General features: G+C 65.3%; 20 protein-coding genes. 10 read left to right on the forward strand and 10 right to left on the reverse strand.

Annotation, left to right across the window (positions count from 1 at the left end; genetic code table 11):
• The first annotated feature begins 88 nt into the window (after positions 1 to 88).
• The 6 genes from BVH01_RS16630 to BVH01_RS16655 all read left to right on the forward strand — a co-directional run bounded on the left by BVH01_RS16630 (position 89) and on the right by BVH01_RS16655 (position 4,839).
• The gene (locus tag BVH01_RS16630; RefSeq protein ID WP_075931502.1) at positions 89 to 502 is read left to right on the forward strand and encodes a CBS domain-containing protein; all 414 of its coding nucleotides are present in this window, start codon (positions 89 to 91) and stop codon (positions 500 to 502) included.
• Positions 503 to 630: 128 nt separating this feature from the next.
• A complete protein-coding gene (locus BVH01_RS16635) occupies positions 631 to 1,542 on the forward strand; it encodes a DUF72 domain-containing protein (RefSeq protein ID WP_075931412.1) in 912 nt (303 codons plus the stop codon).
• Positions 1,539 to 2,318, forward strand: a complete 780-nt coding sequence (locus BVH01_RS16640; RefSeq protein WP_075931413.1) for an endonuclease/exonuclease/phosphatase family protein — start codon at positions 1,539 to 1,541, stop codon at positions 2,316 to 2,318. Before BVH01_RS16635 ends, BVH01_RS16640 begins: the two co-directional genes overlap by 4 nt.
• Positions 2,315 to 3,547 (forward strand): cardiolipin synthase ClsB, encoded by a 1,233-nt coding sequence (clsB, locus tag BVH01_RS16645; RefSeq protein WP_075931414.1) that lies wholly within the window; start codon positions 2,315 to 2,317, stop codon positions 3,545 to 3,547. The genes BVH01_RS16640 and clsB overlap by 4 nt, the downstream gene beginning before the upstream one ends.
• Complete coding sequence (locus BVH01_RS16650; RefSeq protein ID WP_075931415.1) at positions 3,544 to 4,533, forward strand: lysylphosphatidylglycerol synthase domain-containing protein; 990 nt, start codon at positions 3,544 to 3,546, stop codon at positions 4,531 to 4,533. The genes clsB and BVH01_RS16650 overlap by 4 nt, the downstream gene beginning before the upstream one ends.
• Before the next feature lie 93 nt (positions 4,534 to 4,626).
• The gene (locus BVH01_RS16655) at positions 4,627 to 4,839 is read left to right on the forward strand and encodes a DUF3079 domain-containing protein (protein WP_075931416.1); all 213 of its coding nucleotides are present in this window, start codon (positions 4,627 to 4,629) and stop codon (positions 4,837 to 4,839) included.
• Positions 4,840 to 4,852: 13 nt separating this feature from the next.
• Here the strand turns inward: BVH01_RS16655 and BVH01_RS16660 are convergent, their stop codons facing one another.
• A complete protein-coding gene (locus BVH01_RS16660) occupies positions 4,853 to 6,325 on the reverse strand; it encodes a PLP-dependent aminotransferase family protein (protein WP_075931417.1) in 1,473 nt (490 codons plus the stop codon).
• Between the two features lie 90 nt (positions 6,326 to 6,415).
• Here BVH01_RS16660 and BVH01_RS16665 point away from each other — a divergent pair, with 90 nt between their 5' ends.
• Genes BVH01_RS16665 through BVH01_RS16675 form a run of 3 tightly spaced genes read left to right on the forward strand, consistent with a single transcriptional unit; the run spans position 6,416 to position 8,205 of the window.
• Entirely contained in the window at positions 6,416 to 7,054 is a 639-nt protein-coding gene (locus BVH01_RS16665) for an FMN-binding negative transcriptional regulator (RefSeq protein WP_075931418.1), read from the forward strand.
• A gap of 16 nt (positions 7,055 to 7,070) precedes the next feature.
• On the forward strand, positions 7,071 to 7,508 hold the full coding sequence (locus tag BVH01_RS16670; protein ID WP_075931419.1) for a GNAT family N-acetyltransferase: 438 nt from the start codon (positions 7,071 to 7,073) through the stop codon (positions 7,506 to 7,508).
• Between the two features lie 13 nt (positions 7,509 to 7,521).
• On the forward strand, positions 7,522 to 8,205 hold the full coding sequence (locus tag BVH01_RS16675) for a GNAT family N-acetyltransferase (protein ID WP_075931420.1): 684 nt from the start codon (positions 7,522 to 7,524) through the stop codon (positions 8,203 to 8,205).
• A gap of 722 nt (positions 8,206 to 8,927) precedes the next feature.
• On the opposite strand, the gene BVH01_RS16680 is transcribed toward BVH01_RS16675, so the two are convergent.
• From BVH01_RS16680 to BVH01_RS16690, 3 genes are all read right to left on the reverse strand, one after another.
• Positions 8,928 to 9,530 carry a LysE family translocator gene (locus BVH01_RS16680; protein ID WP_075931421.1) on the reverse strand — a complete coding sequence of 201 codons (603 nt, stop codon included), beginning with the start codon at positions 9,528 to 9,530 and terminating at the stop codon, positions 8,928 to 8,930.
• A 47-nt stretch (positions 9,531 to 9,577) separates the two neighbouring features.
• Positions 9,578 to 10,417 (reverse strand): AraC family transcriptional regulator, encoded by an 840-nt coding sequence (locus BVH01_RS16685; RefSeq protein ID WP_075931422.1) that lies wholly within the window; start codon positions 10,415 to 10,417, stop codon positions 9,578 to 9,580.
• Positions 10,418 to 10,497: 80 nt separating this feature from the next.
• Positions 10,498 to 11,586, reverse strand: a complete 1,089-nt coding sequence (locus BVH01_RS16690) for a DUF1615 domain-containing protein (protein WP_139317860.1) — start codon at positions 11,584 to 11,586, stop codon at positions 10,498 to 10,500.
• A 215-nt stretch (positions 11,587 to 11,801) separates the two neighbouring features.
• Here BVH01_RS16690 and BVH01_RS16695 point away from each other — a divergent pair, with 215 nt between their 5' ends.
• Positions 11,802 to 12,086 carry a hypothetical protein gene (locus BVH01_RS16695; RefSeq protein ID WP_075931424.1) on the forward strand — a complete coding sequence of 95 codons (285 nt, stop codon included), beginning with the start codon at positions 11,802 to 11,804 and terminating at the stop codon, positions 12,084 to 12,086.
• A 78-nt stretch (positions 12,087 to 12,164) separates the two neighbouring features.
• Here the strand turns inward: BVH01_RS16695 and glgB are convergent, their stop codons facing one another.
• From glgB to BVH01_RS16725, 6 genes are all read right to left on the reverse strand, one after another.
• Positions 12,165 to 14,369 (reverse strand): 1,4-alpha-glucan branching protein GlgB, encoded by a 2,205-nt coding sequence (gene glgB, locus BVH01_RS16700; protein ID WP_075931425.1) that lies wholly within the window; start codon positions 14,367 to 14,369, stop codon positions 12,165 to 12,167.
• Positions 14,366 to 16,000 (reverse strand): putative maltokinase, encoded by a 1,635-nt coding sequence (locus tag BVH01_RS16705; RefSeq protein WP_075931426.1) that lies wholly within the window; start codon positions 15,998 to 16,000, stop codon positions 14,366 to 14,368. The genes glgB and BVH01_RS16705 overlap by 4 nt, the downstream gene beginning before the upstream one ends.
• A 133-nt stretch (positions 16,001 to 16,133) precedes the next feature.
• Positions 16,134 to 18,158, reverse strand: coding sequence for an alpha-1,4-glucan--maltose-1-phosphate maltosyltransferase (locus BVH01_RS16710; protein WP_256562792.1), 2,025 nt, complete (start codon positions 18,156 to 18,158; stop codon positions 16,134 to 16,136).
• 499 nt (positions 18,159 to 18,657) lie between these two features.
• A complete protein-coding gene (gene ligD / locus BVH01_RS16715; RefSeq protein WP_075931427.1) occupies positions 18,658 to 21,216 on the reverse strand; it encodes a DNA ligase D in 2,559 nt (852 codons plus the stop codon).
• Between the two features lie 11 nt (positions 21,217 to 21,227).
• Positions 21,228 to 22,052, reverse strand: a complete 825-nt coding sequence (locus BVH01_RS16720; protein WP_075931428.1) for a Ku protein — start codon at positions 22,050 to 22,052, stop codon at positions 21,228 to 21,230.
• A 122-nt stretch (positions 22,053 to 22,174) separates the two neighbouring features.
• Entirely contained in the window at positions 22,175 to 22,417 is a 243-nt protein-coding gene (locus BVH01_RS16725; RefSeq protein ID WP_075931429.1) for a hypothetical protein, read from the reverse strand.
• Positions 22,418 to 22,474: the final 57 nt, after the last annotated feature.

The following is a 22,474-nucleotide window of genomic DNA, read 5'->3' on the forward strand; positions in this document are numbered from 1 at the left end:
CCGCTCCAGTCGGAATTTAACGATGCCCGCGCGCCTGCTGCGCCCGGGCCCCTCGCTGAACCACGGCGATCATCGCCAGGAGGCCAGCATGAAAGTCAGCGATATCATGACCCGCGGCGTGCAGACGATCACGCCCAGCCAGACCATCCACGAAGCCGCCGCCATGATGGCGCGCATCGACTGCGGCGCCCTGCTCGTCAACCAGGACGACCGCCTGGTCGGCATGATCACCGACCGCGACATCACTGTGCGCGCCGTGGCTACCGGCATGCCGGGGGAAACGCCGATCTCCGAGGTAATGAGCGGCGAAATCCGTTACTGCTTCGAAGATGAGGACGTGCGCCAGGTGGCTCGCAACATGGGCGAAAACCAGCTGCGACGCCTGCCGGTGCTCGACCGCGACAAGCGCCTGGTCGGCGTAGTATCGCTAGGCAACCTGGCCCTGAGCGACGACCCGCAGGCCAGCGCCGAGCTGCTGCGCCGCGTGACCGGCGCGCACTGATCGATGAGCAGACCAACGCCGCAACCTAGGATCCGTTCCCGTTTCAGCGCGAGCGTGCGTGAAACGGGAACAGCCCCTGGCGCCTGCGGGCAACCGCGCGTTGGTCTGCCGCGAGCGGGTGAGCTACGGTGAAGCGTATCCATATCGGCATATCGGGCTGGCGCTATGGGCCCTGGCGCGGCGACTTCTATCCCGCGGGATTGAAGCAGCGCGAGGAACTGGCGTTCGCCTCCCGAGCGGTGAGCAGCATCGAGATCAACGGCTCGTTCTACGCCCTGCAAACGCCCGAGCGTTATGCCGGCTGGGCCAAGGAGACGCCGGACGGCTTCTGCTTCGCCGTCAAGGCGCCGCGTTACATCACCCATATCCGCCGCCTCGACGACGTGGCCACGCCGGTCGCCAATTTCTTCGCCTCGGGGCCGCTGCAGCTCTGCAAAAAGCTGGGGCCGATCCTCTGGCAATTCCCACCGAGCATGGCGTTCGATGAACAGCGCTTCGCCGACTTCCTCGCTCTGCTGCCGCAGGATACCGAGCAAGCCCTGCGTAGTGCCAAGAAAGCAGATCGCCTGCAGGACGGCAGCCTGGAAGTGCCCCACCACCAGAAACTGCGTCATGCCGTGGAAATTCGCCACCAAAGCTTCCGCGATCCGGCCTTCATCAGGCTGCTGCGCAAGCACAAGGTTGCGCTGGTGTTCGCCGACAGCGCCGGCAAGTGGCCCTACGCCGAAGACCTGACGAGCGACTTCGTGTACCTGCGCCTGCACGGCAACAAGAAGCTCTACGAAAGCGGTTACGACAAAGACGCCATCGACCACTGGCACCAGCGCATCGCCACCTGGAGCCGTGGTCAGCAACCCGGCGACGCACAGCTGATCGACACCCACAAGCCGCGTGCCCGGGCATCACGGGACGTGTACTGCTATTTCGACAATGACCTCAAGGTACGTGCGCCCTATGACGCCCACGCACTCTTACAGAAGTTCGACCTGGCCAAGGCGTTGCCCAACGCTCCCGGCCAGTCGCCAGGAGTGAGCCCATGACCACCCACCAACCGGCCCCTACGGAGCTGGCCAGCGCGGTGCACACGCTGAAGATTCTCACGGTGAACACCCACAAGGGCTTCACCGCGCTGAATCGGCGCTTCATCCTTCCGGAATTGCGCGATGCGGTGCGCACCCTGTCGGCCGACATGGTGTTCCTGCAGGAAGTGCACGGCACCCACGAACACCACGCCAAGCGCTACGAGAACTGGCCGCCCACGCCGCAATACGAATTTCTCGCCGACAGCATGTGGCCGCAGTTCGCCTACGGCCGCAATGCCGTGTACCCCCATGGCGACCACGGTAATGCCCTGCTCTCCAAGTTCCCGATCCTGCGCCACGAAAACCTGGACGTGTCGATCGGCACCCAGGAGCAGCGCGGCCTGCTGCACTCGGTGCTGGACGTGCCGGGCCACGCCGAAGTGCATGCCATCTGCGTGCACCTGGGCTTGCGTGAGGTCCATCGCAAGCAGCAGCTCGGCCTGATCTGCAAGGTGCTCGACCGCCTGCCCAGCGACGCGCCGGTGATCGTCGCCGGTGATTTCAACGACTGGCGCCAGCGTGCCGATGGCCTGCTGGCCGCCAGTGGCCTCAAGGAGGCGTTCGTCAACGAATACGGCAAGCCCGCCAGGAGCTTTCCGGCGCGCTGGCCGCTGCTGTGCCTCGATCGCATCTATGTACGCAACGCGACCACTCACAACCCGCAGGTGCTCTCGACCCGTCCCTGGTCGCACCTGTCGGATCATGCACCGTTAGCTGTGGAGATACGGCTATGAAGTACGACTGGCGTGATGGCAACCAGGTCGATTTGCTGATCAACGGCGAGGAGTTCTACCCCGCCGTATTCGAATCCATCCGCAACGCCCGGCAGGAAGTGCTGCTGGAGACCTTCATCATCTTCGAAGACAAGGTCGGCATGGAGCTGCAGCAGGCGCTGATCAGTGCGGCTCGCAACGGCGCCAGCGTGGAGATCACCGTGGACGGCTACGGCACCGCGGACCTGTCCGCCGAGTACGTCGCCGCGCTGACCGCAGCCGGCGTGCGCGTGCACATGTTCGACCCCGGCAAGCGCCTGCTGGGCATGCGTACCAACCTGTTCCGCCGCCTGCACCGCAAGATCGTGGTGATCGACAGTGAGATCGCCTACATCGGCGGCATCAACTTCGGCGCCGACCACCTGGGCGACTACGGCCCAATGGCCAAGCAGGATTACGCCGTGCGCGTGCGCGGCCCCATCGTCGCCGACGTGCACACCGCTGCCGAACGCCTGCTCGAAGCACGCGACGACCGCCAGGTAGCCAAACGCCGGGTCAACCAGCCCGGCCAGCACAGGCATGCCGGCAACAGTCGCCTGCTGATGACCATCCGCGACAACGGCGATGACACCAACACCATCGAACAGCATTACCTGGACGCCATACGCAAGGCCCAGCACCGGTTGATCGTCGCCAACGCCTACTTCTTTCCAGGCTATCGCCTGCTGCGCGAGCTGCGCAACGCCGCCCGCCGGGGCGTCAAGGTGACGCTGATCCTTCAGGGCATGCCGGACATGCCGCTGGTACGCCTGTGCTCGCGGCTGACCTACAACTATCTGCTGCGCGACGGCGTGACCATCTACGAGTATTGCCAACGCCCCCTGCACGGCAAGGTCGCCCTTGCCGACCACGAATGGTGCACCGTGGGCTCGAGCAACCTCGACCCACTGAGCCTGTCGCTAAACCTGGAAGCCAACGTGGTGATCCGTGACCCGGCGCTCAACCGGCGCCTGCACGAGCATCTCTCCGAGCTCGCCGAATCGAGCTGCAAGTCGGTGCCGCTCAAGCGAGTGATGCGCGGCTACTGGTGGCGCGCACCGCTGATCTTTCTGTGCTTCCACTTCTTGCGCCACTTTCCAGCCATCGCCGGCTGGTTCCCGGCCCATTCACCGCGGCTCAAGCTGCTCAAACCCGATATCGAAGCGCCGCAGTGCGGCACCTTGCAGGTCGACCAGGAGAAAGTCTCGTGAGCAAACCCGACGACAAGCAAGGCAAACCCGCGTGGCGCTGGGCGAAGCGCCTGCTGACCCTGTGCTTCTTCATCCTGGTGCCGGTGCTGCTGTTCATGCTGGTCAAGAACCTCGACTGGCAGGAAGTCAGCCAGGCGCTACGCAGCTACAGCACCAGCACCCTGCTCGCCGCCATCGGCGTGGCAGCGCTGAGCTATGGGGTTTACTCGAGCTTCGACCTGATCGGCCGCGCCTACACCCAGCACGGCCTGCCCACCCGGCAAGTGCTGCCGCTGACCTTCGTGTGCTACGCCTTCACCCTCAACCTGAGTTCCTGGGTTGGCGGCGTGGCGCTGCGCTATCGCCTGTACTCGCGCCTGGGCCTAAAGGTCTCGACCATCACCCGCGTGCTGAGCATGAGTCTGATCACCAACTGGCTGGGCTACATCCTGCTGGCCGGTGTGCTGTTCACCTTTGGCCTGCTCAAGCTGCCTGAAGGCTGGGCTATCGGCGCCACGGGCCTGCGCATCATCGGCCTGGCGTTGCTTGCGATAGGCATCGGCTACCTCCTGGCCTGCCAGTTCTCCAACCGCCGCAGCTGGACGATCCGCGGTCACGAGCTGAACCTGCCGTCGCTGCCCATGGCACTCTTGCAGGCCGGTCTCGGTGCCCTGAACTGGTCGCTGATGGCGCTGATCATCTACCTGCTGCTGCCCGAGGAAGCCTTCTACCCGACCATTCTCGGCATCCTGATGATCAGCAGCATCGCCGGGGTGATCACCCACATTCCCGCTGGCCTTGGCGTGATCGAGGCGGTGTTCATCGCCATGCTGCAGCATGAAATGTCCAAGGGCAGCATCGTCGCCGCGCTGATCGGCTACCGGGCGATCTACTTCCTGCTGCCGCTGGCGGTAGCCTGCGTGGTCTATCTGGTGCTGGAAAAACGCGCCAAGAAGCTGCGCCGGAATGCCGGCCAGGAAAACAGTGAGGAACCACGCCCTGCCTGACCGGTTGCCTTGACCGGGATCGGACTGATCCCGGTCAAGGCACCGCCGCCGCACCGCGCTAGGCTGGGATCGACGCCCAGCGGAGTACGCGAGATGGCCAAGAAATTCCCCCTGCAACCGAGTAACCCCGAGCGCGTGTGCTGGGGCTGCGACCGTTACTGCAGCGCCACCGATCTGGAATGCGGCAACGGCGCCAGCCGCACCCAGCACCCTATCGAGCTGTTCGGCGAAGACTGGTACCTGGATGGCGACTGGGGCATCGAACCGCCAAATGACGAGAAGAAACCCAAGCAGCGGCAGATATGACCGGCAGTTGCCCTCAATCCGGCAACTGCCACGCCTTGCGCAGCGCCTGCAGCGCTTCGGCAATGGCCCGTTCCGGCACTGCGGCAAAACCCATCACCAGCCCGGCGCGCTGATCCGCCGGCGTGTTGCCTTCGGGCAACCACTGCACGCTGAGTGGGTTGATTTCCACGCCGAAGCCCGCTGCGGCGGCGATCAGCTCGTGCTCCCGCGCCAGGCTCTCGCAGCGCACGCTCAGGTGCAGGCCGGCGTGCACCTCCGGCAGCGGTGCACAGCCGGGCACCAGCGCCGGCCAGCCGGCGAGCAAGGCGTCACGCCGTGACCGGGCGGCGTTGCGCATGCGGCGGATATGCCGCTGGAAATGCCCGGCGGCGATGAACTCGGCCATCACCGCCTGGGTGCCGATATCGGAATGGCGCATGTCCACCCCGCGCCGCCGGGCGAAGGCCTGGGCTAGGCGCGGCGGCACCACCAGATAACCCAGGCGCAGTGCCGGGAAGACGATCTTGCTGAAGGTGCCGACGTACAGCACGCGCTGGCCGCGGTCCAGTGCCGCGAGCGGGGCCAGCGGCGTGCCGCTGTAGCGGTATTCACCGTCGTAGTCGTCCTCGATGATCCAGGCATCGTTGCGCTCGGCCCAGTCGAGCAGGGCCAGACGCCTGGGCAACGACAGCGTCACCCCGGTCGGGTACTGGTGCGATGGCGTGACGTAGGCCAGCCGACAGGGCCCGGCCCGCTCCAGGGCGGCGACATCCAGGCCCTCGCTGTCGATACCGATGCCTTCGAGCCGAGCCCCGGCGACGCTGAACGCGTGGGCCGCGGCGCGGTAGCCGGGATCCTCCAGGGCGACCCGGTCGCCGGGCTCGAGCAGCAACTGGGTGCACAGGCTGATGGCCTGCTGCGCGCCGCATGTGATGACGATCTGCCCCGGGTCGCACTGCAGGCCGCGACTGCTGCGCAGGTAGGCGGCGATCAACTCGCGCAGCTGGCCATCGCCCGCCGGGTCGCCGTAGCCCAGCAGCGCTGGCGCCGGTCGCCGCCAGAAACGCGCAGCCAGGCGCGCCCAGGTTTCATAGGGAAACAGGTCGAAGGCCGGCACCCCGACGCGAAATGCCCGTGGCGGCCCCGGCAGGTGCGGCGGCAGGTGAAAGTTCTCCAGCCGCTGCAAGGCACTGCTGCTGACCTCGCTCGACGGGATCGCCGCAGGCAGCGGCGCGCCGGCAGCGAGATCGGCCACATAGGTGCCGTCGCCGACCCGCGCCTGCACGTAGCCCTCGGCATACAGCTGATCCAGGGCGCGGTTGACGGTATTGCGTGACACGCCCAGCAGCTCGGCCAATTGGCGGCTGGCCGGCAGACGCGTGCCACCCGGTAGGCGCCCGTCGAGCATGCGCTCGCGCAATGCCTGGTACAGCTGACGCGCCAGGCCCGCGCCGGGCTGCAGGCACAGGCCGGTGAGGTCGACGGGAAGCGGAGCTGAAGCGGCCATCGATTGGCTCCATGAAAGTCACTGAAAATGGATCTTACAACAGACCAATCACAAATCTAGGATGACGTCATCCCCTTCAGGAAACGGCCCATGTACACACCCTCCGCCTTTCGCCAGCACGACCTCGCCACCCTGCACCGGGAGATCCAGGCCTGCCGCCTGGCCACCCTGATCAGCCATGGCGAGAGCGGCCTGCAGGCCAGCCACCTGCCCTTGCTGCTGCGCCCGGAGCAAGGTGCCCACGGCACGCTGTACGGTCACCTGGCGCGGGCCAATCCCCATGCACGACTGCTGGCCGAAGGTGGCGAGGCGCTGGTGGTGTTCAGCAGCGCCGATGCCTACGTCAGCCCGTCCTGGTACCCGGCCAAGGCCGAGCACGGCAAGGTGGTGCCGACCTGGAACTACATCGCCGTGCACGCCTATGGGCGCGCCGAAGTGTTCGACGACGCCGAACGCCTGCTGAACCTGCTCGGCGAGTTGACCGACCGCCATGAGCAATCGCGCCCACAACCCTGGACGATCGCCGATGCACCGCAGGACTACATCGCCGGCATGCTGCGCGCCATCGTCGGCTTCACCCTGCCCATCGAGCGCCTGGAAGGCAAGTGGAAGCTCGGCCAGAACCGCAGCGAAGCCGACCAGCACGGCGTGCGCGACGGCCTCACCGCCAGCTTCGATTCCCGCGACCGCGCCCTGGCGCAGCGCATGGCTGACCGAATCACTCGCTAAAAACAGGAGACCGAGGATGGAAATACGCGCCGTTACCGCTGACGATCACGTCGCCTGGCTGCCCCTCTGGCAGGGCTACCAACGCTTCTACGCCACCGAGATTCCCGAGGCCGCCAGCCAGCTGACCTGGCAGCGCTTTCTCGACGCCAGTGAGCCAATGCATGCGGCCCTGGCCTGGCGCGATGGCCGTGCAATCGGCATGGTGCACTGGATCTTCCATCGTTCCTGCTGGACGGAGGGCGATTACTGCTACCTGCAGGATCTGTTCGTCGACGAGCAGGTGCGCGGCGGCGGCATTGGCCGCGGGCTGATCGAGCACGTCTACGCCCAGGCCCGCCAGGCCGGCGCCTCACGGGTGCACTGGCTGACCCACGAGAGCAACACCACCGCCATGCAGCTGTACGACCGCATCGCCGAGTGCCCCGGCTTCGTGCAGTACCGCAAGAAATTGTGATCAGGAGCCGACCATGACCGACGATACCCTGCTCGACTGGCAACCCGTCCCACCACCACCCCGCGCGCCACTTGACGGTCGCTTCGTGCGTCTGGAGCCGCTCGACGCCCAGCGTCACGGCGAGGACCTATGGCTTGCCCTGCAAGGCCCGGACAGTGACCCCATTTTGTGGGATTACCTGCCCTACGGCCCGTTCGCCGAACGCAGTGCCTTCGACGCCTGGCTCGCGGGCAAGCAGGCGAGCGACGATCCCCTGTTTTTCACGGTGATCGACGCCGCGTCAAAACGTGCCGTAGGGCTGCTCAGCTTCCTGCGCATCGCCCCGGCCGATGGCTGCATCGAGATCGGCCATATCGCTTTTGGCCGCGCCATGCAGCGCTCGCCCGCCTCCACCGAAGCGATCTTGCTGCTGATGAGGCAGGCCATGGACGAGCTTGGCAATCGTCGCCTGGAATGGAAATGCAATGCACGCAACGCGCGGTCGGTGCGTGCTGCCGAGCGGCTGGGCTTCACCCAGGAGGGGCTGTTCCGCCAGCATGCAGTGATCAAGGGCCAGAACCGCGACACCGCCTGGTTCTCGATCATCGATGGCGAGTGGCCGGCGATTCGCGATGCCTTTGTACGCTGGCTGGCCTCGGAAAATTTCGACGCGCAAGGCAGGCAGCGCCAGCGTCTGGAGGCGTTTCGCGGGCGGTAGAAGCGGCCTTCTGCGCGAAAACGATTGCGGCCCTGGCGTCGTGCTCACGATTCGCCGCGAGGTCGCGTCTCCTACGCGATCGCGGATGCACCACCAATCGTGTGGGAGCGCCGACCCGGCGCGAAGGCAATTGCGGCCCTACCGCGAGAACAGTGCCGTGCTCACGATTCGCCGCGGGTCGCGTCTCCTACAATGATCGCGAGCATCCCAACGCCCGAGCGGGAGCGTCGCCCCCGGCGCGAAAGCGATTGCGGTCCTACCGCGAGAACGGTGCCGTGCTCACGATTCGCCGCGGGTCGCGGCTCCTACAATGATCGCGAGCATCCCAACGCCCGAGCGGGAGCGTCGCCCCCGGCGCGAAACCGATTGCGGCCCTACCGCGAGAACGGTGCCGTGCTCACGATTCGCCGCGGGGCGCGGCTCCTACAATGACCGCGAGCATCCCAACGCCCGCGTGGGAGCGTCACCCCCGGCGCGAAGGCGACTGCGGCCATACCGCGTGAATGGCGCGGTGCTCACGATTCGCCGCGGGTCGCGTCTCCTACAATGATCGCGAGCATCCCAACGCCCGCGTGGGAGCGTCGACCCCGGCGCGAAATCGATTGCGGCCCTACAGCGATGACGGCGTCGTGCTCGCGATTCGCCGCGAGGTCGCGTTTCCCACAGGGTTCGTGAGCAACTCAACACTTGCTTAGGAACATCGCCCTCAGCGCGTCAGCGGTTCATAGCGGCGCACCCAGCCAGGCCGAGACCAGGAGCAGCACGGCCATGACCTGATTGAAGCGGCCCATGGCCCGTGCCGAGGTGAATAGCCGTGCGGCGCCGCGCCCCAGTAGCGCCCAGCACCCCAGGCACGGCAGGGAAATAGCCAGGAAGATCGCCGCCAGCAACGCCACGCGCAGCGCTTGGCCGGGCCCCGGTGTGGCGAACACGCTGACCACCGCCAGGGCCATCATCCAGGTCTTGGGGTTGACCAGTTGCAGCGCCGCGCCGGCGAACAGACCGAGGCGTTTTTCGTCCGCCGCGGCCGCACCATCCAGCGCTGCCGCGGGGCTGCTGAAGATGCGCCAGGCCAGGTAGCTCAGCCACAGCACACCGAACCAGGCCATCGCCCATTGCAGACGCGGATGCTGCTGCAGCAGCTCACCGAGGCCGAGCCCCACCGCCACCACGATGGCCGCAGCGCCGAAACAGGCACCGAGTACCAGCGGCAGGGTCGCGGCCACGCCGTATCGGGCGCTGCTGCCCAGCACCAGCACGTTGGTGGGCCCCGGGGTGATGGAGGCGACGAAGGCGAACAGCATGAAGGGCAACAGCTGAGTCATGAACGGGCTCCTGAACGATCCGAGCCCTGATCATCGGCGCAAGCGCCTCAGCGGTCTGGAAGCTTTGAGCAGCGGCGCTGATAGTTCGCCGGGGTGATGCCGTAGGCGCGGCGAAACCAGCGGCCCAGGTGGCTTTGGTCGGCAAAGCCGAGAATCGCCGCCACCTGCACCGGCGGCTCGCCGCGGGAGAGCAGGTGCCGCGCACGGGCCAGGCGCAGTTGCACCAGATAGGCATGGGGCGCCAGGCCGAAGGCGGCCTTGAAGGCGCGGCTCAGCCGAAAGCGATCAACGCCGCAGGCCGCGGCCAGGTCATCCAGGCCGATATCGCGGGTGTGCTGGTCATGCAGGAAGTCCCGCGCACGCTGCGCCACCAGCGGCAGGCGCGGGTCGACATCCAGGCGGCGACGCCAGTGCAGACGTTCGGTGAGGCCCGCCAGCAGGCCGTCGAGGGCAGACTGCCTGACCATGCGCAGCTCCTGGCGATGCAGGGCGCCGAACGCTTCGACCACCGAGGCCAGCAGGCGCGGGTCGCTGGCCAGGGTGGCGCCGAAACCCGGCAGGCAGTCGGCTGGCGCCTGCTCGAACAGGCTGCGCAGCTCACGCTCCAGCCACTGGGTATCCAGGTACAGCATCGAGTAGGTGAAGCCTTCCGGCTCCGGCGCGTGGCCGTCGTGCAGTTCGCCGGGCTCGAGCAGGAAGACCTGGCCCGCCAGGCTGCTGTTCAACTGCTTGCGGCAATTGAACTGCTGCACGCCCTGTTCGGTGAAACCGACCAGATAGGCGTCGTGCCAGTGGGGATCATAGGCGTGCCCGCGAAAATGCGCGCGGATGGTCTCGATACCGGTGTCTGCGTCCTGGGCCAGATCGACCCAACTCTGCGCGCTCATGCCTGCTCCAGCGCCACGGTGTGTGGACTGGTGATGCTAACCGACCTGGGGTGCCCTTTCTGGAAGTTTTGAGCAACCGTTCATCTGGCCCGTGCCATGCAACGCTGGTGGCGCGTATCGACGCGATCGGCGAACCAGGCGGTGGTCAGCCGGCGGGTGATCTTCGGGCTCTTGAGCACGATGCCCGGCAGCAGCTCGCGCGGTACCGGCTTGCCCTCCGCTGCGTCGGCCAGGGCGAACACCCGCTCGTACAGGCGGCTGTCCTCGAAATCCAGGCTATCGCCCTCCTCCAGATCGCGGCGAACCGCGCGGTCGCTCATATCCAGGCGCTCGCCCAGGGAGCGTACTGCCAGTTCGGTGGCACTGGCCTTGCTGCTGCCGTGGATGATCAGGTCGCCGTCCAGCGCCAACGCAATCCCCGAGGCACTGGTGACGGCATTCTGGAAGGCAGCGTTGCGGCTGGCATACCAGCCGGCGTTGAAGTCGGCGAAGCGGTACAGCGGTTTCGGGTAATTGGCCGGATAGCCCAGCAGGTGGGCGATGCCGAAGTACATGCCGCCACGGCGGCTGAACACCTCGCGGCGGATCGAGCCGTCCGGCGGATAGGGATAGCCCTCGGCATTGGCCTGGGCGAAGGCGATGCTGACCTGCATCGGCCCGCCTGTGCGCACGGGGTTGAGGGTACCGAAGAGTTGGCGACCGAGGGGCACCATGCCGGTGAAGTCGTCGAAGATTTCGCTCAGCTGCTTTTCGGTGCGCACGCTGTCCAGCCGCTGCTGGTAGGTCCTGCCGGTCGGCGACTCGATGCGCAGCGCGGCATTCACCAACAACCTAGGGATGTGCAGGCTGGCGGCGCGGCGGTCGATTTCCGCCCGGGCGATCTTTGCCAGCCCCGGCACCGGCGGGTCGGCGTTGAAGGTCGATTCCTGTTCGGTCACCGCCAGCACGGCGCAAATGTTCTCGGTGGTCGGCGCGATGTCTTGGGCGGCGAAGGCGGCGTAGATATCGGCGGCCCAGCCTCCACGATCCGGCGTATTGATCGGCATCAGCCGTACGATCTGCGCGCGCACTTCGGCCGGTTTCGGCGCCGGCCCCCGTGACTGGGAGGCACAACCGGCCAGCAGCAGAATCGATAACGCAGCGAATGAACGCAGGAAAAAACACCTCACCAGTGGCTCCTCGGGATGATCGGGTTTGAGCCTCTGACAACGTCAACGCCGCGCCGTCCGCGATTATTTCGGTCTCAGGCGCTCGCGGCCAGGCGTAAGCGGTTCGAACCGACCGACAAGCGAAGCGGTCTACCCATCAAGAAGGCCCGCGATACCTGGCCTGCGGACGAGGAGCGGGTTGCGCTCCAGGATCGATATGAGCAAGGAGATCCACCATGGTTACCCATTACAAGATCGACGGTCATCTCGCCTGTGGCACCCACGGCGAAAAACTCGCCTCCAGCAGAGAGCTGAATCAGGTGAAATGCCGTAACTGCCGCAACACCGAGGTGTACAAGCAGGCGCGTCGCGACACCCGCAACGCCGCACGCCGCGCCGCACGCAAATCCAAGGTCGCGCAGCCGCGTACCGATTGGCGCACCTCCTGGCAGCAACGCCTGGCCGACCTGCCGGGTCGCAACCGCCTGCCCAGAGGGTTCGCTGAACAGCCTTACGTGTAAGGATCGCGGTGGCCTCAACGAGGCCCGCAGCTGATCGCCAGAGGGCTGGGCCGAGCAATCGACCCACCCCTCTTTGCCTTACTGCGGCTTGATGACCAGCGTACCCAGCGGTGGCAGATCCAGGCTCAGCGATTGTGGCTGACCATGGCTGGCCACCCCCTCGCTGAACAGCCCGCCCTGGCTGCCGGCATTGGAGCCGGCATAACGCTCGGCATCGCTGTTGAGCAGCACGTGCCAGGCGCCTTCTTTCGGCACACCCACACGGTAGCCGTTGCGCGGCTCGGGCGTGAAGTTGTGCACCACCAGCAGCGGTGCGCCGCTCCCGTCATGACGCAACCAGGCGAACACGCTGTTACTGGCGTCATCGCCGATCAGCCAGGCGAAACCTTCGGCGCTGCCGTCGAGCTGGTGCAGCGTCGGCTCGTGGCGGTACAGCCCGTTGAGATCGCTGACCAGTTGCTGAACGCCCTTGTGCTCGCCGTAGCGCAGCAGATACCAGTCCAGTTCGTGGTCGTGGTTCCACTCGCGCCACTGGCCGAACTCGCAGCCCATGAACAGCAGCTTCTTGCCGGGATGGCTCCACATGAAGCTCAGGTACAGGCGCAGGTTGGCGAACTTCTGCCAGCGATCGCCGGGCATCTTGTCGAGCAGGGAGCGCTTGCCGTGCACCACTTCGTCGTGGGAGATGGGCAGCACGAAATGCTCGGAAAAGGCGTAAAGCAGGCCGAAAGTCAGCTGATGGTGGTGGTGGCGACGGTGCAGCGGATCCTCGGCGGCGTATTTGAGGCTGTCGTGCATCCAGCCCATGTTCCATTTGTAGGAAAAGCCCAGGCCGCCTTCCTGGGTCGGTCGGCTGACACCCGGCCAGGCAGTCGATTCCTCGGCGATCACCAGTGCGCCAGGCACTTCCTGGGCGACCACGTCGTTGAGATGGCGCAGGAAGTCGATGCTTTCCAGGTTCTCGCGCCCGCCGAAACGGTTGGGGATCCACTCGCCGTCCTTGCGCGAATAATCGCGGTAGAGCATCGAGGCCACGGCATCCACGCGCAGCCCGTCGATATGGTAGGTGCGCAGCCAGTGCAGTGCCGAGGCCAGCATGAAGCCGTGCACCTCGGTGCGGCCCAGGTTGTAGATGTAGGTATCCCAATCCTGGTGGAAGCCCTCGAAGGGATGGGCATACTCATAGAGCGCGGTGCCGTCGAACTGGCCCAGGCCGTGGGCGTCGGTGGGGAAATGCGCGGGCACCCAGTCGAGGATCACGCCAATGCCGGCCTGGTGGCAGGCGTCGACGAAGGCGGCGAAATCCGCCGGGCTGCCATAGCGAGCGGTCGGGGCGAATTGCGACAGCAATTGATAACCCCAGGAGCCGCCGAACGGGTGCTCCATGATCGGCATCAGCTCGATATGGGTGAAGCCCAACTGCTGCACGTAGGGAATCAGCTGTTCGCTCAGCTCACGCCAGCTCAGCAGGCGGCCATTCTCGCCGCCCTCGCGGCGCCAGGAGCCGGCATGCAATTCATAGATCGACATCGGCGCCTGGTAGCCCTGCTGGGCCTGGCGCTGCTCCAGCCAATGGTCATCGTGCCAGTCGAACTGCAGCGGTGCAGAAACTACCGAACCAGTGGCCGGCGGCAACTCGCTGGCCAGCGCCATGGGGTCCGCCTTGAGCGGCAGCAATCCATCGCGGCCAAGAATCTCGTATTTGTAGACTTCGCCGGGCGCCAGGCGCGGAATGAACAGCTCCCACACGCCGCTGGGCTGGCGCAGGCGCATCGGATGGCGGCGGCCATCCCAGCCGTTGAAGTGGCCGACCACCGACACCCGTCGGGCATTGGGCGCCCATACCGAAAAACGCACGCCCTGCACGCCTTCGTGAGTGGTGAACTGAGCGCCCAGGCTCTTGCCCAGCTCACGATGGTTGCCCTCGGCGAACAGGTACAGGTCCATCTCGCCGAGCAGCTGACCGAAGGCGTAAGGATCCTCGGTTTCCTGTACGCCAGTACCCCACTGGATGCGGTAGCGATACGGCACCTGCTGCTCGATGCGTATGCTGAACAGCCCCGGCACGCTGGACTGTTCCAGGGTGCCGAGCACCTCGCCACTCACCGCATGGATCAGCTCGACGCCGAGGGCGCCGGGCAGGTAGGCGCGGATGGTCAGCCCGTGGGCGAATGCATGGGGGCCCAGAATCGAAAACGGATCGCCATGCTCGCCCCGTATCAGGGCCTCGACGGCGGCGCGCTCGATACCCGCCACCTGGCGTTCGGTTTCTCCATTACTCATCGTTTACCGCTCCCCAAGAGATACTTGCTCAGCTCTATCAACCCTTGCACCGGAACTTCCAGCCAATCGGGACGATAGCGCGCTTCATACAGAATTTCGTAAGCCGCCTTCTCGATGCAAAACAGCGCCAGGGCTGCCACTTCACCTTCACGGTCGTGCCAGGCGTGGGGCAGATCGGCAGCCGCCAGCCGGTAGGCTTCATTGAATGCGGTTCTGGCCTGGCTGCGATACAGCCCGGCGATATGCTGGCAGGCCTGCTCGGCCTCGGCCGTGGCGTCGGCGCTCTGTGCGCTGCGCATGGCCATGGCGGCCGCGTAGTCGAAGGAGCGCAACATGCCGGCGACATCCTTGAGCGGGCTGTAGAAAGCGCGTCGCTCTTCCAGGGTGCGGGTCGGTTCACCTTCGAAATCGATCAGGTAGGCGTCGCCCTGCACCACCAGCACCTGGCCCAGGTGCAGGTCGCCATGCACGCGCATGCGGATGCCGCCCGCCGAACGCCGCGCCAAGTCTTCGACCCGTTCGAGAATCTGCTCATGGCGGGCGGCCAGCCAGTCTGCCTGGTTGGCGGCTTCACCCGGCAAGTGCCCGCGGCCCTCGGCGATCACCTTCAGCGCTTCACGTACCTGCGCGGTGATGTTCTGCGACCACTCGGCCACTTCGGCGTCGCCGGTCTCGTGGTAGCCGAAGTCCGGGTTGTCGCTGGCCTGGCCGAGGGCGACATGCATCTCACCCAGGCGCTTGCCCAACAGGCCGGCGAAGGTTTCCAGCTCGGCCAGGGCGCCATGCCGGTTCTCCGTTTCGACATGCCCGCCGGCCAGTTCTTCGCGAACCGCGCGCTCCAGGTTGTTCAGCGTCCACTGCCAGGCATCGCCCTGATTGTGCAGGTAACCCTGCAGGATCATCAGCGTGTGGGGCACGCCCTGCTCGTCCACGCGGCGCACTTCGCCAAGCAGCGGTGCAATGTGCTCGAAGCCGGCTGCCGTCAGGTAACCGCCGATCTCTGCCTCCGGGTGGATGCCCGGCAGCACGCGACGTACCAGCTTGAGCACGGCTTGCTCATCAATGATCGCCGAGCTGTTGGACTGCTCCGCGGAGATCAGCTTGACCTTGGCATTGCTCAGGTCGCCCAGCTCCTGCAGGCGCGCGGTGGGCAAGAACTGGATCTCGCTGCCCTGCCAGCCCAGCACGCTGCGCTCGCCCAATTGGCCCATCACATGGCGCACGAAACCCGGCAGCGTATAGCCATCGGTAAGCAGTCCCAGCTGACCACCGCGACGCAGTCGGGCCAGGGCCAGTTGTTGCGGCAGGCCGCTGCCGAGGTCCTGCTCGCCTACGTAGCCGAGCGGCACCTGATAGTGCTCGATACTGCCGCACTGGCGCACCACCTCCACTTCACTGAGCACGTAAGGTTGATCCGCGCTGCCGAACGGGACGGCATACAGCAGCTTGACCTGCTTCACGTCCTCGGCCCCGCCGGAGAACCAGCGGCGCTTGGGCAGGTAGGCCGGCAGCGCCTGCTGCTCCAGGGTCGCGCGAGCCGGCAATTGCAGCAACTCGCCGAGTTGGTCGTTGATCACCAGGGTGGTCAGCTCCGGCATGGGGTCGACCGATGTTGAATGCGAGCTGGTCATTTGCGCCTCCTCGGCGAGCAGAAGCCAGTAGATGCCAGAGGACGACCAAGTGAACAAGCCATCGAGTGGCCCGATCCGCAGCGGTCATCGGTAAAGGTGCAGCACCAGGCTCGGCGCGCCATCGACCGGCTCCTCAGCTCGCCACGCGGATGCGCCAGATGCCGAACGGCTGATGCCAGGGCTCGATGCGCATCCACTGCGTCTTGCCGTACCAGTGCCAGGTGTGGCCGGTCATCAGGTCTTCACCGTGGGTAGTAGCGTGGTCATCCAGGCCCAGTTCCCACAGCGGCAACTCGAAGTGCGCCTCCTGAGCGTTGTGCGGGTCTAGGCTGACGGCCACCAGGATGAAGTTCTCACGATCGGCGGTGCGCTTGCCGAAATACAGGATGTTGTCGTTCCAGCAGGTGTAAGCCTGAAACCCCAGGTGAGTCTGCAACGCCGGGTTCTGCCGGCGGATACGATTGAGCTGGGCGATTTCGGCGACGATGTTGCCCGGCGCCTGGTAGTCGCGCACACGAATTTCGTATTTCTCCGAATCCAGGTATTCCTCTTTGCCCGGCACCGGCAGGGATTCGCAGATCTCGAAGCCCGAATACATACCCCACAGCCCCGAGCCCATGGTCGCCAGCGCGGCGCGGATCAGAAAGCCGGCACGGCCGCTGTGGTGCAGGAAGTACGGGTTGATGTCCGGCGTGTTGACGAAGAAGTTGGGGCGATAGCAATCGCGCCAGGGCGCCTCGTTGAGCTGGGTCAGGTAGCCTTCCAGCTCGGCCTTGGTGTTGCGCCAGGTGAAATAAGTGTAGCTCTGGGTAAAGCCCACCTTGCCCAAACGCGCCATCATCGCCGGGCGGGTGAAAGCTTCGGCGAGAAACATCACCTGCGGATGGGTCTTGCGGATATCGGCGATCAGCCATTCCCAGAACGGCAGCGGCTTGGTGTGCGGGTTGTCGACGCGAAACTGGTACACGCCCAGTTCTACCCAGCCGCGCACCACGTCGCGCAGCGCCAGCCACAGGTCGGGCACCGCGTCCCTGGCGTAAAAGTCGACGTTGACGATGTCTTCGTATTTCTTCGGCGGGTTTTCGGCATGGCGGATGGTGCCGTCCGGGCGCCAGCTGAACCAGCCGGGGTGCTGCTCGAGCCATGGGTGATCGGGCGAGCACTGGATGGCGAAATCCAGGGCGATTTCCAGATCGTGCTCGCGTGCCGCCTCGACCAGCGCGACGAAATCCTCGCGGGTGCCGAGCTGCGGGTGAATGGCCTCGTGGCCGCCGTCCGGGCTGCCGATGGCGTAGGGGCTGCCGGGATCGTCCGGCCCCGCGCTCAGCGAGTTGTTGCGGCCCTTGCGATGGGTAGTGCCGATAGGATGAATCGGCGGGAAATACAGCACGTCGAACCCCATCGCCTGGATCGCCGGCAAGCGCCCGATTACGTCACGCAAGGTGCCATGGCGCTCGGGGTCGTCGGTTTCCGAACGGGGAAACAGCTCGTACCAGCTGGCGAAGCGCGCCAGCGGACGCTCCACATCGAGCAGATAGGTGGCGCTGCGGGTGCGATGCGGATGGCCTTCGGCGCGGCGCACCAGGGCTACGGTTTCGGGCGCCAGCAACAGCGCTACGCGTTCGTCCAGGCTTTGCAACTCCTGCAGCTCATCGCACAGCGCCAGCAGGCTGACGGCCAGATCGCCCTCGGCCCGATCAGCGGCCTCGCGCAGCAAGGCCTGGCCTTCCTGCAACTCGAGGTTGATGGTCACCCCGGCGCCGAATTTCTTCGACAGCTCGTAGCAGTAACTGGCGTAGATGTCCCACCAGGCCTCGATGAGGAACTCCACCTCGCCGACCCGCTGCGGAGTGATCTCGGCCTGCCAGCGCTCGAGGCCGACATCCACCAGCGGTTCACGGTGCCAGTCCGACGCGCCCACGTCGCGCCACAGCACCTCACCGGCCAGCTTGTCGTGGCCATCGGCGAAGATCAGCGCGCTGACCGTGACCCGATCCCCGGCGATGGCCTTGGCAGCGAAGCGCCCCTGTTCGACCTGCGGCTCGACCTCCTCGATGGCCAGGCGCGGTAAATCCAGCGCCTGTTCCAGCGACAGCTGGCGATGGCTGAGACGAACGGGTTCTTGCAGAAAAGCGGCTTGCGGATCAGCGGACGGCATCGAAACGGGCTCCTCACGCCTGGCAGGCGTATAAGCTGTTGCACCGTGGCACGCCACGGGCTGTACGCGACAGTGCGTACCTGAATGCGGATTTGCCGAGCGCCCTTTAACGCCCCATCGAGTGCAGACTCTCGGCCTGAGAGGCGCCGTTGCCTTGCACGTCGACGAGGCGCTGCGGGGTGCCGCGACCTGTCTATCTCCGAACCTGGCGTGTTTGCCAAAGTTCATAGTTTCCGAGGCGAGGCAGATGCGCCTCGGAAACTGCACACGATCTTTTAGGGCGAGATCAAATTGGCTGCTACAAGGCAGAAGCAGTCACCCAAGCCAACCTGTGGGAGCCCCGACCTCGGGGCGAAACGATTGCAGCCTGAACGCCTATCGACGGTGCCTGAACGAATCGCCGCGAGGTCGCGGCTCCTACAGTGGATTGAATAACGACCGCTACAGCCACGTTGCAGTCAATACGCTGAAGTCGAGCCGCAAGGTCGTGAACAGGCTCTCAGAGAGACTCGGTGCCGAGCTTCCTCCACATCGCCTGGGTAATGCGCTGACGATTGGCATAACCATCCCAGGGATCACCCTTCAGCTTGGCCAACCGCTCTTGAAGGTTGCCGATATGCCACTGCTTCGAGTCGCGCAACTGCCCCAGCTCCTCGCGGTTGATCGGTACCGATACCGGCAAGCCATGCCGCGCGCGCACCGAATAGGCAGCCACGGTGCTGGCACCGCGGCCGTTGCGCAGGTAATCCAGGTAGACCTTGCCGATGCGGTTCTTCGGGCCCATGCGGGCGCTGAAGCGATCCGGCAACTCGCTGGCCATGAATTGCGAGATCGCTTTGCCGAATGCCTTCAACGTGTCCCAGTCGACATGCCGGGCCAGCGGCACCACCAGGTGCATGCCGGCACCGCCGCTGGTTTTCACGAAGGTTTCCAGGCCCAGCTCGTCGAGCACCGAAAGGCTCAGCCGCGTGGCCTCCAGCACGGCGCGCCAGGGCAGCGCCGGATCCGGGTCGAGGTCGAGGATCAGCCGGTCCGGCCGTTCGATGCTGGCGTAAGCGGTATTCCAGGTGTGCAACTCGATGGCGCCCATCTGCACCGCGCCGACCAGGGCCGGCAGGCTGTCGATGGCCATCAAGCGGTCATGGCCTGGGTCGAGGTCGGCATCCAGATGACGGATATTGGGAATCGCCAGGCGCTCGGCATGCTTCTGGAAGAACTGTTCGCCGCCCACGCCGGCTGGTGCGCGCAGCAACGATACCGGCCGGTTGCGTACGTCGGGCAGCAGCCAGTCGGCAATTTCGGCGTAGAAACGTGCGAGCTGCGCTTTGGTGGTGCCGCTCTGCTCGTCGATGACCCGCTCGGGATGGCTGACCGAGACCTCGCTAATCTGCTCACGCCCTTTGCGCGCCGAAACCCTGCCGGGCGCTTTCCTTACTGACGCACCCTCTTCCACATCCTTGGCTGACGCTACCTGCTCCTCGACGATCTGCTCGGCCGGCTTGTCGCTGCGCTCGCCAACGAAGGTGCCCTGACGCACCAGGCCTTCTCCGGTCCAGCCGGCAAAGGCCACCTCGACCACCAGTTGCGGCTCGATCCACTGCACGCCACGGCGCTGGGCCGCGCCTGGCTGCTTGTGCAGCGGCGAGTCATCACGCGCCAGCGCTTTCATGCGCTTGTGCAAGTTGGCGAGCAGCGTCTCGTTGAAGCCGGTGCCAACCCGCCCGGCGTAGCGCAGGCCCTTCGCCTCGTTGACCGCCAGCAGCAGCGCACCGAAGCCCGAGCGGCTGCCCTGGGGCTTGGTGAAACCGACCACCACGAACTCCTGGCGCTGCCGGCACTTGAGCTTGATCCAGTCGGCGCTGCGCGAGGACCGGTACGGGCTGCCAGCGCGCTTGCCGATCACCCCTTCCAGGCCCAGGGCACAGGCACTGCCCAGCACACTCTGATGATCGACCTCGAAGGCCTCGGAAAACCGTAGCGGACCTTTGCGTTTGGGCAGTTTCTGCTGCAGCGCCTTGCGGCGCTGCTCGACCGGCAACTCGCGCTGGTCGACGCCATCTAGCCAGGGCGCGTCGAACAGGAAATACAGGATGTCGCCGCTGCGGGCGTCATCGAAAGCGTTCTGCAGCGCCTGGAAATCCGGCATGCCCTGTTCATCGAGCACCACAGCCTCGCCGTCCAGCCAGCTGTCGCCGAGCTTGAGCTTTTCCAGCGCTTTTGCCTGGGGCGCCATACGGGCCGTCCAGTCATGGCCGTTGCGGCTGAATAGGGTCACCTCGCCTTCTTTGACGCGGGCCATGATACGGTAGCCGTCGTACTTGATCTCGTAGAGCCAGTCGCCGGCCGGCGGCGATTCGACCAGGGTGGCCAGCTCTGGCGACAGGCTGTCCGGCATGGCCACCTCGGCGGCTTTCTTGCGGCTCGGCTGCGCCTTTGGCTCGCTGCGCGATCGGGTTTTCTGCGCCTGATTGGCGGCGGGCTTTTCCATGCCACCAACCAGCTCGCCACTTATCACGCTGGCCGGCAGCTCGCTGACGATGTCGTACTCGGCTGCAGGCCGGGCCACGTCATCCTGCTCCTTGATCAGCAGCCATTGCTGCTTGTCGCCGCTGCCCTTCAGGCGCGTGCGCACCAGCGTCCAGGCGCCACTGAGCTTTTCACCGATCAAAGTGAACTTGAGCTTGCCGGCTTCATACCCGGCAACCGGATCGCCCTCGGGCTGCCAGATACCGTGATCCCAGACGATCACGTCCCCTGCGCCATAATTGCCCTCGGCGATGCTGCCCTCGAAGCTGGCATAAGCCAGCGGGTGATCCTCGACATGCACGGCCAAACGTTTCTGACTCGGATCCAGGCTCGGGCCCTTGGGCACGGCCCAGCTTTTCAGGGTGCCTTCCAGCTCCAGACGAAAGTCATAATGCAGGTGCCGGGCATCATGCTTCTGCACCACGAACGTCAACGCACCCGCCTTGGCCCGGCTGCGCCGCGCAGGTTCGCGAGGCTCGCTGGTGGAATCGAAATTGCGCTTGCGGTTGTATGCACTGGTTGCCTTGGCCATGGCCGCTCACCTCACTTGGACGAGCGTTTGCGCGCCGGTTTACTGGAATTGCCCTCAAGGCTACGTTTGAGCAAGTCGGTAAGGTCGATGACGTCGGCGCTCTTGCTGGGCGGCTTGCGCTCGCCGCTTTCCACGTCTTCGATCTTGCCGGCCTTGGCCTTCTTCTCGACCAGTTTCATGATCTTGTCGCGGAAGGTGTCCTGATACTCGTCGGGCGACCACTCGACGGTCATGTCGCGCACCAGGCGCTTGGCCATGTCGCGCTCGCCCTTGCTGAGCTTGGCGCCGGTCACCGCCGCACTCAGCTCCAGGGTATCCAGGCCACGCACTTCATCGGGCCAGCGCAGCATCACCAGCAGCAGCGCATCGCCGTCGACCATCACCGCCGCCAGGTGCTGCTTGACGTGCAATACCACGTTGGCGAGCGCCACCTTGCCGGAGCTTTTGAGGGTCTGCTGCAGGAGCGCATAGACCTTTTCGCCGCGCTTGTCCGGCGCCAGGTAATAGGGCCGCTCGATGTTCTGCAGGGGGATGTTCTCGGCATCGAGAAAACCGAAGATGTCGATGGTCTGGGTGGATTCCGGATGAGCAGCGCGAATCTCGTCTTCGCTGATGATCACGTAGCGGCCCTTCTCCACCTGCACACCCTTGGCGATGTGCTCCTTGTCGACTTCCTTGCCGGTGGCCTTGTTGACGCGCTTGTAGCCGACCGGCTCCATGCTGCGCGCATCCAGCCAGTCGAAGTCGATGCCTGTGGATTCGGTGGCCGAAACCAGCGACACGGGAATGTGAACCAGCCCGAAACTGATCGCCCCTTTCCAGATTGCACGCGCCATGTGGCGATCTCCCGTAATGTTGGCCTTTACGGGTGACTGGCCGGTAAAAACAAAAGTTTCAATGATCCGCCGGAGGACCCGGCGGCGGTGGCGCGGGCTCGCGCCGGGAGGGAGTTGGGAGCCTACAATGCAATGCCGTCGCGGTAGATCACGTCGCCGTCGATGGTGATGTCGCGGATCTGCCGAAGCATATTGTCGGCAGCGGTTTCCGCCTCGCTCTCGCATACCGAGCCCAAGGCCGGCACCCAGAGCAGCTGCACCGCAGCGCCGGCGCATTTGGGTTGGTACTCGATCAGGCCAACGTAGTGCTGGCCATCCTTCATGGCGTCCGTCCAGGCAATGCATCCCTTGAAATTACGGAACATACCAGGCTCCCATTTTCACGAGGTACTCCATAAGAGCGCTGCAAGCTCGGAGACGTT

It is taken from the genome of Pseudomonas sp. PA1(2017) (assembly GCF_001945375.1).
GTDB lineage: Bacteria > Pseudomonadota > Gammaproteobacteria > Pseudomonadales > Pseudomonadaceae > Aquipseudomonas.